The sequence below is a fragment of the Erythrobacter sp. KY5 genome (genome assembly GCF_003264115.1).
Taxonomy (GTDB): Bacteria; Pseudomonadota; Alphaproteobacteria; order Sphingomonadales; family Sphingomonadaceae; genus Erythrobacter.
The window spans coordinates 1,750,167-1,765,026 of record NZ_CP021912.1 but is presented as its reverse complement, the minus strand read 5'-3'; the positions used below and the strand labels follow the sequence as shown (position 1 = coordinate 1,765,026).

Genomic DNA, 14,860 nt, shown 5'->3' with positions numbered 1-14,860 from the left:
GTATGCTTGAGCTCGCGGCCTACGATATCAGGTTGATAATCGCTCCTGAATTCGGCGGTTCGGTTGCCGCATTCTCATGGCGGGATATGCCGGTGTTCCGGCGCAGTGCGAACCCGATCGACGCCTTTGATATGGCGTGCTTTCCACTTGTGCCGTTCGCCGGACGGATCGCCAATGGCCGCTTCGTGTTCGACGGCCGCACGGTCGCTCTCCGGCCAAATCGGGCGGACATCGACCTTTATAACCCTCTGCATGGCTATGGCTGGCTGGAGCCGTGGGAGGTCATCGCCGCTACTGCAAGCACCGTGAAGCTTGCCTATGAGTACTCCCCGCAGCCACCCTTTGAGGATGGCCCTGCGCGTCAGTGGCCCTGGGCGTTTGGCGCTGAGCAGAAATTTGAATTGGTCGACGGCGGATATCTCCACCGCCTCTCGCTCACCAATCGCGCTGATACCGATATGCCGTGCGGACTAGGCCTCCATCCGTACTTCCCGCGTGATGGCGCCTCGGTGGAGGTGGGGCTCAACGGCGTCTGGCACAACGATGCGAGCGGCATTCCGGAGAGGTTCGAAGCAGGGTCCTTCGAGCTTCTTGGCGAGAGACCGTGGGACAACACGTTCACGGGCCGCAAGGGCGCTATCCGCGTCGCCGGGTCAGGACATGCGCTGACGATCGAGCCTGATCCGGCATTGGCGTACACCCATGTCTATTGCCCTGAAAATGAGGACTTCTTCTGCATCGAGCCGGTGAGCCACCTGCCGGATTGTTTCAACCGTGCCGATCACGATTTCGACGCGGGTCAACGCGTGCTCGGTCCGGGCGAATGCTTCCACACCGCGACACGGTTCACAGTCTCGCAGGCTGCCGTCTGATGTGGCTCGGGATCGATCTGGGCACCTCGGGCGTGAAGACGATCGTCATGGACGACCAGCGGGCGGTCGTGGCTCGCCAAAGCGTTGCCCTTGGTACCGAGCGCCCTCACCCCGGTTGGTCTGAGCAGGATCCCGAGGACTGGTGGCGCGCAGTCAGGCAATCCATCCGGGCACTTCCGCGAATGATCCGCGCGAGGGTGAAGGGGGTCGCACTGTCCGGCCAGATGCACGGTACTGTCGTGCTCGGTGAGAACGAGCAGCCTTTGAGACCGGCTATTCTGTGGAACGACACGCGCAGCGCTGCGGAAGCGCAGTCGCTCTCTGAAGAGGCAAAAACCCATGTCGGCAACCTTGCCATGCCGGGTTTCACAGCCCCCAAACTCTTATGGATGGCGCAGCACGAGCCCGACATCTTCAACCGCATAAAAACCGTTCTGCTGCCCAAGGACTATATCCGGTTCCGCCTGACCGGTGAACTCGCGAGCGACATGTCGGATGCCTCCGGCACGTTATGGCTCGATATAGCCAAACGTCGGTGGTCGCAGCCGATGCTCAATGCCACCGGCATGACAGTCGAGCAAATGCCCTGCTTGGTCGAGGGTACGGACGTGTCCGGCCAGTTGCTTGCGAGCGCCGCCGAGGATCTTGGCCTACCGATCGTGCCGGTTGCGGGTGGCGCGGGCGATCAGGCAGCGGGAGCCATTGGTGTCGGTGTCATCGAGAGTTCCGATGCGCTGCTAAGCTTGGGCACTTCGGGCGTGATCTTCGCCCCCACCAATGCCTTCGCCCCCGCCCCCTACAATGGTGTCCACGCCTTCTGTCATGCGTTGCCAGATCGCTGGCATGTTATGAGCGTGATGCTGTCGTCGGCAGCCTGTCTCGATTGGGCGGCGCGGCTGGCAGGGTTCAAGGATGTTCCGTTGGCGCTATCGGCAGCCGAGAATTGCACTCATGCTTCGCCTGTTCCCCTGTTCCTACCTTATCTCTCGGGAGAACGAACGCCGCACAACGACGCCAGTGCGCGGGGTGTTTTCTTCGGTTTGGATAACGACACCGACGGCGCGAGCCTTGTTCATTCGGTTCTCGAAGGCGTTGCATTCGGACTTCGCGATGGTCTTGATGCACTGCAGCTCGACCTGGCCGAGATCTCAGTCATCGGCGGCGGCGCGCGCTCCGCCCTGTGGTCCCAAATCATATGCGACGCTCTGCAAGTGCCGCTGGTCGTGCGCGATGGAGCGGAGGTCGGTCCGGCATTGGGAGCCGCGCGCCTTGCCCAGATCGCCGTAACCGGCGCAGCGGCGGACGAGGTGTGCACGAAGCCGCCGGTGCTGGCGCGCTACGAACCGGGTGATGAGCCCATTTCGCGCCTCGCAACCTTTCGCAAGCTCTACCGCTCGATCAAGCCGCTCTTCGAGGAATTGACATGACCTGTTTCGACCAAATACCCGCCATTGCATTCGAGGGAACGGAGACGGCGAACGCCCTTGCCTATCGGTATTACGACAAGGACCGCGTCGTTCTGGGCAAGAGGATGGAAGATCACCTGCGGTGGGCGGTATGTTATTGGCACAGCTTCTGCTGGCCTGGCTCGGATGTGTTCGGGGAAGGCACTTTTAATCGCCCCTGGCACCCTGGTGCGCCAGTCACCCACGAGTTAGCACAGACCAAGCTCGACGCGGCGTTCGACTTCTTCACGAAGCTAGGAGCGCCTTATTTCTGCTTTCACGATGTCGATGTGATTGCCTACTACGAAAGCGTCGCCGAGTATTCTAGCAACCTTGAGCGGATGACCGATGCCATCGGCAACAAGATGGGCGATACCGGTGTCAAGCTTCTGTGGGGCACCGCCAATCTGTTCGGACACAGGCGCTACGCTGCTGGCGGAGCGACAAATCCCGATCCTGAGGTGTTCGCTTGGGCCGCTCACCAGGTTCGAAGCGCGATCGAGGCGACACATGCGCTGGGCGGCGCAAACTATGTGCTGTGGGGCGGGCGCGAGGGCTATGACACGCTGCTCAACACGAACCTGTCTCACGAGATGGATCAATTGGGACGGTTTCTCAGCCTTGTGGTCGAACACAAGCATGCGATCGGCTTCAAGGGCACGATCCTGATTGAACCCAAACCGCACGAGCCGACCAAGCATCAGTACGATCGCGATGCCGCGACGGTTTATGGATTTCTGAACCGCTACGGTCTCGAGAATGAAGTGAAGGTCAATATCGAGGCGAACCACGCAACGCTCGCTGGCCACAGTTTCGAGCATGAAGTCGCGATGGCCGGCGCGCTGGGAATCCTCGGCTCCGTCGACATCAATCGCGGCGATCCGCAAAATGGCTGGGACACCGACCAGTTTCCCAATGACGTGCCGGGAACCACTTTGGCGATGTACCAGCTGCTCAAGCACGGCGGGTTCGAGACCGGGGGCTTCAACTTCGATGCGAAGGTGCGCCGCCAGTCAATCGATGCCGAGGATCTGTTTCACGGCCATGTCGGCGGCGTCGATGTGCTTGCTCGCGCACTGCTCAATGCTGCGGCCTTGATCGAGGCCGGGACGCTCGATGCATTCGTTACCGAGCGCTACGCCGGATGGAGCGACGAGAGTGCGCAGGCCATGCTTTCGGGCGAGATGACGCTTGCGCAGATTTCCGATCTCGCAAGCGAGCGCGACCTCCGGCCCAAACCGAAGTCCGGGCGACAGGAATACCTCGAGAATATTGTCAACCAAAGCTGCTGATTTTCAGGAAAGGTCACTCACATGACTGCCGTTTTTGATGCCGATAGCCTGTCGCAAGACGAAATCGCGGAAGCTTATGACCGCGACGGTTACATAGTAGTCCGAAACGTCTTCTCGAAGAGCGAGGTGGAACGCTTGCGCGAGGAGACGGTTGAAATCTGCAACGGCAAACGCGGGGACATCATGGGGTCCGACATGGTTGCCGATGGTGCCGAGGATGCCGAAGAGGCGATGCGCCGCGTGCTGGCGATCCATTTCCCGCACAAGGTTTCCGACCTCATGAAATCGACGCTGACAAAGCCCACGATCGTCGATGTTCTCAAGGCGATCATCGGCCCCGATGTGAAGTGCATGCAATCGATGCTGTTCGTGAAGAATGCGGGCAAGCCCGGCCAGGCGTGGCATCAGGACGAGTTTTACATTCCCACGCGTGACCGTTCGCTTGCTGGAATCTGGATCGCATTGGACGATGCACGGATCGACAATGGCGGTCTTTGGATGCATCCGGGCAGCCACAAAGACGGCGTGATCTATCCGGCCAAGGCGCATGGCGACGAAAGGTTCGACAGCTCGGCGGAAGCCTATGACTTCCCCTACGAGCGCGAAGGAGGTATTCCGGTCGAAGCCGATGCCGGAGACGTGGTGATATTCCACGGATACGTGCTTCATCGCTCTCTCAACAACACCCGCAAGGAGGGGTACCGGCGCGCAATCGTCAATCACGTGATGAGTGCGCGATCCATGCTACCCTGGTCGATGGGAATCCCTCCGCAACCGCGCGATGATTTCCGCGATTTTGAAATGGTCTGCGGTAAGGATCATTATGCTTGGAAAGGCAAAGAAGAGCTTCTGCGGCCCTTCCTGCGCCCGGAAGACCCTAATCAGGCGGCTCAGATATTCGGCAAGTTGATGGCTGAGATGCAGGGCGAGAGCGCATGACCGCGATCTATCGACCGGATGGTGGAACCACCGGAAGCCTTGTCCGGCACATGAATGCCGCGACCTTGTGGAACCTTCATGAAGGTACGATCGCGCCACAGGACGAGGCAGGCCAATTTGCCGGCCTGATCGCGATGGGGGTCGAGGCGTTTCAACATCCCGTGCCCGCGATGCTCCCAGAACTGCCTCTACCGATTGTGGGCATGGGTCGCATCGACACGCCCGAAGATGCCACTAAACTGGCGCGCGAGCACAAATCCGCCGGATATGCCCTCACGACGGTGCATGTCGGGACCGGGTTCGAAAGCGACAGCGAAGCTGACGCACTGATCGACGCGACCATCTCGGCGAGCGCTAAATACGCTTACCCGATTTTCGTCGAAACACACCGCGCGACCGTAACGCAGGACATCTACAGGACCCTGCGGATCATCGAGCGGCATCCCGACGTCCGCTTCAATGCTGACCTGTCGCACTACTACACTGGTAGCGAAATGACCTATGGCGATATCTCTGCCAAATTCGATGCGATGGAGCCAATCTTCGAACGTGTCCGCTACATGCACGGTCGGATCGGAACGCCGTGTTGTGCGCAGGTCGCGCTTCGTGGCCCCGACGATGAGCGCGACTTCGTCGACCACTTTCGCAACATGTGGAAACGGGCGATGAAAGGTTTTGCCGCGAATGGCTTGGAAGGAGAAGTGCTGCCCTTCGCACCCGAGCTGCTACCCTACGAATTGCCGCTCGGTGAGGCCGTGCACAGGTTCTATTACGCCCGGCGCCTCGGGACGTCTGATACAGCGGAAGAGGAATCCGATCGCTGGGAGCAGGCCAGCTACTTGTTCGAGATCGCGGACAGCTGTGCGGCTGAGGCGGGTCTTGCGAGCCGGTCCACTTGAGCCACCCTAAGCAACACACACCGCTGGAACGGCTCCCATTTGGGCGCATCTTCGGATACGGGCTGGGCGATTTTGGCTTCAACCTCTTTTACACCGGCCTCAATCTCTACCTCCTCTACTATTACACAGACGTGCTCGAAATTCCCCCGGCGACCGCCGGGCTGATCTTCATGCTACCGGTCATCTGGGACGCGATAACCGATCCGATCATGGGTGCGATTGCATCGCGAACGCGAACCCGTTGGGGACCCTACCGCCCTTACATTCTCTTCGGAGGTCCGGTGATGGCCCTCAGCTACATCTCGATGTTCGCCGCACCACTGATGTTCCCCGGCGCCGTGGTCATCGCCAGCCTCGTTTCGCACATTCTCTTCCGGACTTGCTACACGGTCGTTTCGATCCCTTACACCGCGCTATCGGCGGCGATGTCTCGTGACGGAGCCGAACGTTCCAGGATTGCCGGAACCCGCATGGTGTTTGCGGTGGGAGGCGGCATCCTCACAGCATTTCTGACACTCTCTCTGGCCCGCGATCTTGGTGGGGGGGATCTGAAATCCGGGTTCATACAGGTCGCAGTGTTCTTCGCTCTCATCGCCACTGGCATAATGATGGTCGTTTTCCTGGCGACAAAGGAGAAAGTGAGCAAACGCGACACGCATGCGCCCGCCGTGCCTGCGGGATCTCTCCGCCAGTCGATTGGTTTCCTGCGGGCAAACAGCGCCTTCTGGATCCTGTTCGCAGCAGTCTTCCTCGGGGCTCTTGGATCATCGGTCGGCAGCAAGGCTTTGGTCTATTACGTGACCTATGTCGTCGAAGAGCCCGAACAGGTTTCTACTTTGCTGACCGTATCCTTGCTGGTCACAGGCGCCTCGATCCCCCTTTGGGCTTGGGCTGGCACCCGGTACTCGAAGCGTGACGTGTGGTTTTGCGGCGCTTTGGGCAGCGTCATTGCGCAGGCTGCGATGCTGATACTCGCTCCCCGGGAGATGTCGCAGCTCTATTGGCTTGTCTGTCTTGCTGCCTGCTTCAACGGCGCTTTTGTAACGATGTTCTGGGCGATGCTGCCAGACACGGTCGAATTTGGGGAGTGGCGCAGCGGCTTCCGCGACGAAGCAATTGTCTTCGGACTGAATCAATTCGCCCTGAAAGCTGCTAGTGGACTTGGCGTCGGGGCATTAGGCCTCGCCCTGTCCTTGGTTGGATACATCGCCAACGAGCGGCAGACCGCAGAGACGCTTGAAGGGCTCGCATGGCTATCGTTTGGCATTCCATTGATAGCGGCGGTGCTTACAGCGATAGTGATCCGCCAGTCGCCGCTCACGCGACGAAAGCATGACGCTCTTGTCAAATGGTTGGAGCGCGGCCGCCGGCCTTCGTAGTCGCGGACTATCCTGATCGAAAACAATGCCACGAATTAGGCCGAATGCGGTCGGTCCGCTGGCCTCCGAAGACCTGTCAAAAACGGACTTCAAGTGCGGCGAGGCGATTGACCGGATCGCATACTCGCCTCGGAGGCTATGCTGTTTCTGGAATGGGGTCGCGAAGCTCGCAAGTCGAGTAAGCTACGCTACGATATCTTGATGTCGACGAACCCGTCCCGGCTGACCTGTTCCATCTGATCGAAGAAGGCGCCTGCGCCGCCGAAATAGAAGAGCGGCGTCTGCACCTTGCCGGGAATGTTTGCGCCCATGAACCAGCTGCGCAGTTCGGCACCGCCGCCGAGCAGGGTGGCATCCAGCGTCGCATTCACGGTGTCGACCCACCCCTGCACGGCCTCGGCACGCGGTTCTGCAGCCACGCCGCCCTTATCGCTGACAGAGTCCATCAGATCCGCGATCCAAACGGCACTCGTTTCTGCGATCGGCGGTAGGTTCGCGAAAGGAACCTGCGGGCCGGTCATGATGAACATGTTGGGAAACTGGTCTGTCATCAGGCCGAGATAAGTCTGCGGGCCTGCCGCCCATTTATCCCGAATGCTGACGCCCCCGCGCCCCTTAACGTCCACCGCCATCATTGGCCCGGTGACTGCATCGAAACCGGTGGCAAAGATGATCATGTCGAGATCGTGATGCCCGCCACCAGCGACCAGGCCGGACTCGGTAATCTTCTTGATCGCTTGCGTACTCACATCGACAAGTTCGACATTGTCGCGGTTGAAGGCTTCGAAATAATGCGAGCCCAAAGGCGGGCGCTTGAGGGCGAAGGGGTAATCGGGGCAGAGCAGCTCTGCCGTCTTCGGATCCTTCACGATGGCGCGGATCCTGCGGCGAATGAAATCCGCAGCGGCCGCGTTCGATCGCTCGTCCACCAGAATATCGCCGAACGTCTCGAACAGGAAGCGGAAGCCGCCCGCTTCCCAGCCTGCTTCAAATATTTTTTCGCGCTCGGCATCATCGACAGAATCGAACACGCGTTCCGAGGTCACCATCGGGAACGCGAAGACCTGCTGTCGCACAAGGCTCCAATTTTCTTCGCGTTCCTTGGCGAGGCTCGCGCGGTCATGCTCGTCCAGGGGGCGGTTGCGGCTGGGCAGGACGTAATTCGGTGTGCGCTGGAACAGCTTCACATGATCGGCCAGCCTCGCGACGATGGGTAGCATCTGCACGGCTGTCGACCCGCTGCCGATTATTCCGACACGCTTGTTCGAAAAGTCGACGTCGTGATCCGGCCATGATGACGAGCGATAGATTTCGCCCGAAAACGTGTCTTCGCCGGGAAAATCGGGACGGTTTGCAACCGAAAGCCAGCCCATGGCGCTGATTAGATAGCGGCTGCGAAACCTCTCGCCATCTTTAGTCGCAATCTCCCAGCTCCTGTTATCCTCATCGTAGGAGGCGCCCGTGATTTGCGTGTTGAACTGGATGTCCTTGCGAAGGTCGAACCGGTCCGCGACATGGCTGAGATAGGCCTGCACGTGTTTTTGGCTGGGCATTCGGTCGGGCCAGACCCAATCGTCCTGCAATTCGTCCGACATCGCGTAGCAATAGGCCCACGCTTCGGAATCGGTGCGCGCACCCGGATATTTGTTCCAGTACCAAGTTCCACCAACGTCGCTCGCCGCGTCGAAAACCTTCGCCGTCCTGCCGCGCTTGCGCATTTCCAACAGCGCACGGATGCCAGCAAATCCGGCACCGATAATGACAACCTCTGCATCGAGATGTTCGCTCGTTTCAGATTTACGTTCTGCTTGACTCATTCTCGATCACCGATCGTTGCAAGAAAATCCAAAACAGCATCCAAGTAGCCCGGAAAATCTTCGAGGAATGGGGCATGGCCGCAATCGGCGAAATGCACTTGCTTGCCATGAGGGGCTGTCTCTGCGGCAAATTTGCCGATGTCTGGGGCGACGAAATTGTCATGCTCGCCGGTGATGCTCAACAGCGGTATCGAAAGACTGCTCAGCGCTTCTCGCTGGTCCGAATGGGCTAGATCGAGAATAGCCTGGTTGGCGATCGGACCACTTCGCAGGAACGTCTGCCAAATCCAGTCGACGACACCGTCAGCCATCGGCTTTGCGCAAACAGCGGCCGCTACACCGCGGAACGTGCCCGGCCTGTCCTGTTGAAGTGCAGCCACCACCCCTTCGACATCTGCGACTGTGCCACCATACGGAAAATCATCCACCTGTGTGTAGCGGGGCGCAGCGCCGCAGGTGAGAACCAGGCCGGCAGCATCTGGCGATCTGGACGCAGCACCGAGAGCAACCGCGCCGCCCAGCGACCAGCCATTGAAGACTGTGCCACGCAGCCCGAGATGTTCGGCCAGCGCGAGAGCGTCCTCAATACTGTCCTCCAAGGTCGCAGACCCGAAATCCTTGTCGCTGTCGCCGCATCCGCGCTGATCGAAGGCGATCACCCGGTGACCGGCGCGGACCAGGGCGTCGCTCACCGTATCCCAGACCGTGAGAGCAGCCGACCATCCATGAATGAGGATGATTGGCCGCTTTTCTCCCGCCCTGTCCTGGTAGAAAAGCCGGCCACCTTCACGATCGAGATATGCCATACCGCGTCCTTAAAAGTCGTAGGAGAGCTGAATTCCGAAGCGCCTCGGCTCACCCGGCGACATCGTATTGGCGATTGCCGAAACGGGCGTCGTCGGACTTGGCGCCTCTGAATAAAGGATGATGTTTTCCTGATAATACTCTTCGTCGAGCAGGTTGGTCACCCACGCGGTTACCGTGAAATCATTGATCTCGACACCGAGCCGTGCACCCAGCAGATTGACCGGATCTCTGACTGTGCCAGCTGCTCCGTTGATATCCCAAGGCGTTTCGCCGATGCGTTGGTAATCCGCGCGGCCGACAAGGTTCATCCTATCACTTAACGGCACATCCAACTGCGCCCCTAGGTTTAGCGTGGATTTCGGAACGGAAGGCAGGCGATTGCCAACGGCTGCCGGATTGGGGGTATATTCCTCAACCGTCGCCTTGACATAGCCATAGGCGGCGGTGAACGTCAGAGCATCAGTAGCCTGCCAAAGTGCGTCGATCTCGAAGCCCTTGATCTGCGTCTCATCGATGTTCACTCGCGTCCGAGACGAGGTAATTGGTGTAAATTCAAACGACTGGGAATTCGTCGTGTCGGTTAGAAAGACCGCGCCATTGAGCTGTACAGTGCCGCCTGCAAAACGGGACTTGAAGCCAGCCTCCCAGCCCTTGACGACTTCCTCTTGATAGTCGTCGAAGATGTTGATCGCAGCTGGATCCACGCCAGCAAAATCGATTGCAAGTACCGTATCGCGTGTACCTGCCTGATTAAATCCGCCAGCCCGGAAAGCCTCTCCGTAGCTTCCGTACAAGGAGAAACTATCTGTAGGAGCCCAGCGCAGCGAAAAGCGCGGCTGGAAGCGATCAAACTCCGCCTCTCTGGCAAAACCTACCGGAACATTGATCGTCGGCACCGGTGCAAAGGCTGGATCGAGCAGATTGGTGGCAACACGCTCCTCGCGGTCGAAGCGACCCGAGAATGCAATTTCCAGCTCTGGTATGATGTCGTAGATGAGCTGCGCGTAGACCGAGAACACATCGGTTTCAGTCGTCTGGAACTCGCTGACGTTCAATGTCTGCGGGCCTGGATTTTGAAGCTGGATCGAACCGTCGCCCGGATCAAGCTGGACGGAGACAAGCGTAGTCCGCTCGATATCAGCGGCATAGATGCCTGTGGTCCAGCTCAAACCATCGAAGAACTCGCCCGAAAGCCGCGCCTCGGCCGTCAAGGCCTCACCATCTCGCTGTTGGTAAGCGATAGTTCCGGGAAAGGGTGTATAGCCCAGAATGCCGAACGGGTTGTTTACCGAGAAATCGTCATTTAGACCTTCAAAGATCACCCCGGTTGGCGTTGCACCTGAAAGCCGGATGAGAAAGTCGGAGCCGAGCTTGTTCTCATTCTCGTTATAGCCAACCGCTGCAAACAGCTCCACAGGCCCGAAATCCCAATCGAGTTTGGCGGTCAGGTCAAGGCGTTCAGCGAAATTGATGGAATCAACATTCGGGGCATAAGGCAAGCTGGTATCATTGACGTCGATGCCGATGGCAAATTGCGGCTGCAGTGGGCTTTGATACTGGAAGATGATCGAACTGCCATCGATGTCAGCATATTCACCGATGAGATCGAGCGAGGCATCAGGCGTGAACTCCCAAAGCAGGCGGCCACGCACGCGCGCCTCCTCATAGTAGTCCATGGTGCCGCCAAGCTCATTGTCGATGACGCCATCGCGATCTGTGTATGAAGAGGCCACGCTGAAGTAGAGACCGTCCGTAACCGGGCCGCTGACTATTCCTGCAAGCCTGACATGGTCGCCGTTGCCATATTCGGCCGTGAAATTCCCTTCAAACGTATCGCTCGGACGCTTTGTCGTGATGAGGATCGCTCCACCAACTGCGTTGCGCCCGTAGAGGGAGCTGACCGGACCTTTGACGACTTCAATCTGTTCGATGCCAACGAGATCTCTGTTGAGCGCAAACGTATCGGGCTGGAGAACTCCATCCACAACCAGTGCATAGGAAGGATCCACGTCGCGCGCATTGATGATCCCGCGGATGATGACCTGTGTGTCCCCGGCTTCCGCCGTGTCCACGAGAAGCAGGTTAGGTACGAGCTGAGCGAAATCAGAAGGGCGCTCGATACCGGCATCGAGAATCTGCTCGGCTGAGAACGCAGAGACGGCGACAGGAGCCTCGATCAAGGTCTCCGACGTACGCCGCGCTGTCACGACGATGACGCCGCTTTCCTCTTCTGCTTGCTCGTCCTGTTCGCCAACAGTCGGCTGAGACTGCGCAAAGGCTGCCGGAGCGGCCAGAAAAGAGGCGCTGGTCAGCAAAGCCGCGACAGCCGTTCGGCATAGATTTGCCTGCATGATATCTCTCCCCAATTGCACTCTTTTGGTGCTGAGCATTGCTCGTGCGATACTCCGGCTAAACAGGAAGCACATTTACTTGCTTGCTGCAAGCATGTATCTTGCGGGCGGGCAGTTTGTTGGTTACACCGACCCATGACACGAGGATATTAGATGGCCCAGGCTCCCCAACGAAAGCAGCGTTTGACCCAAGGAGAGCGGACCGCACGGTCGGATGGCAGGATGTATCAGGCAGCCCTTGAGCTGATTTGCGAAGGTGGAGCGCAGAACACGACCCTCAAAGACATTGGCGAGCGCGCCGGTTTTAGCAGAGGTCTGGCGAGCAATCGTTTCGGCACGAAGGAACAGTTGTTCGAGAGGTTGATCATAGACTTCAATACGCGTTGGCGCACATCGATCACCGAGCGTGTCGGAGAAGCGTATGGTGTGCAGGCGCTTTGCATTGCCTTGGACGTGGTCGCAGATTTTATCCGTTCCGACCCGGCGCGGATGAAGGCAATCTACGTTTTATGGTTTGAGTCGGTAGCTAGTCATACAAACATTCGCGAGCGATTGGGCAGGTATCATTCGGCCTATCGTCAAGACGCTGCGCACTGGCTGCAGCAGGGGATGGCGGATGGAACCGTGAGCAACGACATCGACCCAGATGTCGCGGCGGGTGAATTCCTCGCATTCATTTTCGGCGCGATTTACCAGTGGATCGTCTCACCGGAAGAAGTGATTATCGTTGAGCGACTGACCGCGTTCAAGGAGACGCTTGAGCATCGCTATGCGGTCTGATGAGTAGCCTTCGGATTGGTAACAACTATCTACAAGAAAATAGTGATTGGAGCGGCTTTACATGACGAACTATGCAGCAGTGATAGGAGGGACCGGAGGACTCGGAGCGGCGATCGTCGAACGTTTGGTTAGCGACGGAAACAGCGTCGTTCTTGGTTATCATTCGTCTGCAGAAAAGGCTGAAACAATGGCGGCGAGGCTTTCGGCTGGAGACGTTCGAGTCGTCGCTCGGCAAATCGATACGCGCGATGCAGGATCGGTGGAGTGTTTCCTGGCTCCGCCGGAGGATGGACGCATCATAAGCGTGATTAACGCGGTCGGGCCTGCAATCCCTCTCAAACCGCTGAAGGATGTCTCCTCGGACGTGTTCTGGTCAATCATGGAAACAGACGTTCTTGGCGGGTACAATGTTCTGACCGCGGCGATGCGCGTTTTGGGGAGCGAGGGCGGTGGCTCAATCGTCCAACTCCTGACCACGGCTGTGTTGCGCACTCTGGAAAATGACGGAATGTCCGGCATACCAAAGACCGCGCTCATGGGGATCGTCAGGCAGCTCGCTCGCGAAGTTCATGATAGTGGGGTGCGATTGAATGCCATTGCGCCGGGCGTCATTGACGCTGGTATTGTGCACTCCTCTTTCGAAGTCGACGAAACAGCGAAGGGCGTCATCGAACTATGCATGAACCGCACGCCAATGCCGCGCATGGGACAACCCGAGGAGGTCGCCGCACTCGCCTCTTTCCTGGCTAGCGACCAATCAAGCTACATGAATGGCCAGATCATCGCTGTCGATGGAGGCTATAGCGCATAGGGCGCACTGCTAGGCGCGACGCTCCCCTGGCCGAAAACTTGCACATGCCTCCATATCAAGGCCACAACGCGGGACAATCAGGCGGTCAGCGCGCAAGATCAAGATCGTACCGAGGACCACCATACGACCCAGAGGCTCAAGATGTTACGGATCTGGCAACTTCTTTCAAAGGCACTTTCGGATCGACCAACCTAGCAGGGTCTACTTCTGCATTCTTCCCGACAAGCAGTCGGCCTTGCGCAAAATCCCTTGTCGCGTTGATACAATCCATCGCGATTACGCGTCGATCCTTCAAGTAGACCACGCTAAAGCTGCGTTTCATCGGATTACCACGCATAACTTGATCGTCAAAATCGTTGAAAATACCGAGTGTTTGAAGTCTCAAGTCGAATTGGTTTGACCAAAACCAAGGTATGCCTGGTGGTGGTATTGGCGCTTCACAAATCGCAAGTGCCGCAATACGAGCCATCTCGGTTGCGCTATGGATACTTTCCATCCGAATATAAGTCGATCCGGACCAGCAGTTCAGCCGGGCGGCGCAGTCGCCGATTGCAAAGATATCGGGCAACGATGTCTCGCAACGTTCATTCACTATAACTCCGTTATCACTGGCAGCGCCTGCGTGAACCAATGGTTCTATGGTCGGAAGGATGCCAATCCCCGCGATCACGAGATCGGCCTCCAAGGCCTCGCCCGAAGAGAGAATGACGCGATCGGCGCGCCCGGCTGCTCCTTCAATCCGAGCGACCGAGGAGTTCAGGCGAACGTCTACTCCGCGTGCGCGGTGCTGCTGCTCGTAGAAGCGGCTGATGGGTTCACACGTGACCCGCCCCAGCAATCTGCTCGTCGCCTCAATCACTGTTGTCTCGCACCCGAGCCCGCTCAAAGTTGCCGCCGCTTCCAAACCGATATAGCCGCCTCCGATGACGACCACCCGCTTCGCCCCGCGTTCGATGCTCTTAATGATCTGGTCGGTGTCGCTGGCCCTGCGGATGGAAAGGATCCCCTCAAGCTCGGAACCTTCGCAAGCGAGCTTTCGCGCATGACCGCCCGCGGCCCAGACTAGCGTTCCGTAATCGACCCGTTTACCATCGCTCAGCGAGACCATTTTGGCGTTAGCATCGACACCGGAAACGACCGCGCCCGGCAAAAACGCGATTTGCTGCTCGTTCCAGAACGAGGTCGGCCGAAACATCAGTCTCTCGAAGGTTTTTTCTCCGGCCAGGTATTCTTTGGACAACGGGGGTCTCTCGTGAGGCCACTCGCTCCCGGCATCCATCATGAGGATCGAACCGGCAAAGCCCGCCTTCCTTAGCTCGGTCGCCGCATGGGCTCCGGCGTGGCCCGCGCCCACGATGACAACATCATACCGCATTCAATAACTCCGTCATTCGGACGACGAATAGTTCGCCATGTGAGGGAGGATGGTGAGTTGCGCTTGGTCGCGAAGGAATGAGCTGGGGGCCCC

At 58.4% G+C, this 14,860-nt stretch carries 12 protein-coding genes; 8 read left to right on the top strand and 4 right to left on the bottom strand.

Going from position 1 to position 14,860, the window contains the following annotated elements:
- The first annotated feature begins 2 nt into the window (after positions 1 to 2).
- Genes CD351_RS08325 through CD351_RS08300 form a run of 6 tightly spaced genes read left to right on the top strand, consistent with a single transcriptional unit; the run spans position 3 to position 6,826 of the window.
- Positions 3 to 872 carry an aldose 1-epimerase gene (locus CD351_RS08325; protein WP_111992206.1) on the top strand — a complete coding sequence of 290 codons (870 nt, stop codon included), beginning with the start codon at positions 3 to 5 and terminating at the stop codon, positions 870 to 872.
- Complete coding sequence (xylB, locus tag CD351_RS08320) at positions 872 to 2,299, top strand: xylulokinase (RefSeq protein ID WP_111993668.1); 1,428 nt, start codon at positions 872 to 874, stop codon at positions 2,297 to 2,299. The genes CD351_RS08325 and xylB overlap by 1 nt, the downstream gene beginning before the upstream one ends.
- Positions 2,296 to 3,609 (top strand): xylose isomerase, encoded by a 1,314-nt coding sequence (xylA, locus tag CD351_RS08315; RefSeq protein WP_111992204.1) that lies wholly within the window; start codon positions 2,296 to 2,298, stop codon positions 3,607 to 3,609. Before xylB ends, xylA begins: the two co-directional genes overlap by 4 nt.
- Positions 3,610 to 3,630: 21 nt before the next feature.
- Positions 3,631 to 4,548, top strand: coding sequence for a phytanoyl-CoA dioxygenase family protein (locus CD351_RS08310; RefSeq protein ID WP_111992203.1), 918 nt, complete (start codon positions 3,631 to 3,633; stop codon positions 4,546 to 4,548).
- Positions 4,545 to 5,447 carry a hypothetical protein gene (locus CD351_RS08305; protein ID WP_111992201.1) on the top strand — a complete coding sequence of 301 codons (903 nt, stop codon included), beginning with the start codon at positions 4,545 to 4,547 and terminating at the stop codon, positions 5,445 to 5,447. The genes CD351_RS08310 and CD351_RS08305 overlap by 4 nt, the downstream gene beginning before the upstream one ends.
- On the top strand, positions 5,444 to 6,826 hold the full coding sequence (locus tag CD351_RS08300) for an MFS transporter (RefSeq protein ID WP_111992199.1): 1,383 nt from the start codon (positions 5,444 to 5,446) through the stop codon (positions 6,824 to 6,826). The genes CD351_RS08305 and CD351_RS08300 overlap by 4 nt, the downstream gene beginning before the upstream one ends.
- A 188-nt stretch (positions 6,827 to 7,014) precedes the next feature.
- On the opposite strand, the gene CD351_RS08295 is transcribed toward CD351_RS08300, so the two are convergent.
- Genes CD351_RS08295 through CD351_RS08285 form a run of 3 tightly spaced genes read right to left on the bottom strand, consistent with a single transcriptional unit; the run spans position 7,015 to position 11,801 of the window.
- Positions 7,015 to 8,643 carry an NAD(P)/FAD-dependent oxidoreductase gene (locus CD351_RS08295; protein ID WP_111992198.1) on the bottom strand — a complete coding sequence of 543 codons (1,629 nt, stop codon included), beginning with the start codon at positions 8,641 to 8,643 and terminating at the stop codon, positions 7,015 to 7,017.
- Positions 8,640 to 9,449, bottom strand: coding sequence for an alpha/beta fold hydrolase (locus tag CD351_RS08290; RefSeq protein ID WP_111992197.1), 810 nt, complete (start codon positions 9,447 to 9,449; stop codon positions 8,640 to 8,642). Before CD351_RS08290 ends, CD351_RS08295 begins: the two co-directional genes overlap by 4 nt.
- A 9-nt stretch (positions 9,450 to 9,458) precedes the next feature.
- On the bottom strand, positions 9,459 to 11,801 hold the full coding sequence (locus CD351_RS08285) for a TonB-dependent receptor (RefSeq protein WP_162627663.1): 2,343 nt from the start codon (positions 11,799 to 11,801) through the stop codon (positions 9,459 to 9,461).
- Between the two features lie 153 nt (positions 11,802 to 11,954).
- Between CD351_RS08285 and CD351_RS08280 the strand changes: the two genes are divergently transcribed.
- Positions 11,955 to 12,581, top strand: a complete 627-nt coding sequence (locus tag CD351_RS08280; protein WP_111992195.1) for a TetR/AcrR family transcriptional regulator — start codon at positions 11,955 to 11,957, stop codon at positions 12,579 to 12,581.
- A gap of 61 nt (positions 12,582 to 12,642) precedes the next feature.
- Complete coding sequence (locus CD351_RS08275; RefSeq protein ID WP_111992194.1) at positions 12,643 to 13,392, top strand: SDR family NAD(P)-dependent oxidoreductase; 750 nt, start codon at positions 12,643 to 12,645, stop codon at positions 13,390 to 13,392.
- 136 nt (positions 13,393 to 13,528) lie between these two features.
- Here the strand turns inward: CD351_RS08275 and CD351_RS08270 are convergent, their stop codons facing one another.
- A complete protein-coding gene (locus CD351_RS08270; RefSeq protein WP_111992192.1) occupies positions 13,529 to 14,767 on the bottom strand; it encodes an NAD(P)/FAD-dependent oxidoreductase in 1,239 nt (412 codons plus the stop codon).
- Between the last annotated feature and the right edge of the window lie 93 nt (positions 14,768 to 14,860).

Excerpts from the sequence above, each read along its gene's own strand:
- CD351_RS08325 (WP_111992206.1), top strand. The coding sequence starts at position 3 with ATGCTTGAGCTCGCGGCCTACGATATCAGGTTGATAATCGCTCCTGAA.
- xylB (WP_111993668.1), top strand. The coding sequence starts at position 872 with ATGTGGCTCGGGATCGATCTGGGCACCTCGGGCGTGAAGACGATCGTC.
- xylA (WP_111992204.1), top strand. The coding sequence starts at position 2,296 with ATGACCTGTTTCGACCAAATACCCGCCATTGCATTCGAGGGAACGGAG.
- CD351_RS08310 (WP_111992203.1), top strand. The coding sequence starts at position 3,631 with ATGACTGCCGTTTTTGATGCCGATAGCCTGTCGCAAGACGAAATCGCG.
- CD351_RS08305 (WP_111992201.1), top strand. The coding sequence starts at position 4,545 with ATGACCGCGATCTATCGACCGGATGGTGGAACCACCGGAAGCCTTGTC.
- CD351_RS08295 (WP_111992198.1), bottom strand. The coding sequence starts at position 8,643 with ATGAGTCAAGCAGAACGTAAATCTGAAACGAGCGAACATCTCGATGCA.
- CD351_RS08290 (WP_111992197.1), bottom strand. The coding sequence starts at position 9,449 with ATGGCATATCTCGATCGTGAAGGTGGCCGGCTTTTCTACCAGGACAGG.
- CD351_RS08285 (WP_162627663.1), bottom strand. The coding sequence starts at position 11,801 with ATGCAGGCAAATCTATGCCGAACGGCTGTCGCGGCTTTGCTGACCAGC.
- CD351_RS08280 (WP_111992195.1), top strand. The coding sequence starts at position 11,955 with ATGGCCCAGGCTCCCCAACGAAAGCAGCGTTTGACCCAAGGAGAGCGG.
- CD351_RS08275 (WP_111992194.1), top strand. The coding sequence starts at position 12,643 with ATGACGAACTATGCAGCAGTGATAGGAGGGACCGGAGGACTCGGAGCG.
- CD351_RS08270 (WP_111992192.1), bottom strand. The coding sequence starts at position 14,767 with ATGCGGTATGATGTTGTCATCGTGGGCGCGGGCCACGCCGGAGCCCAT.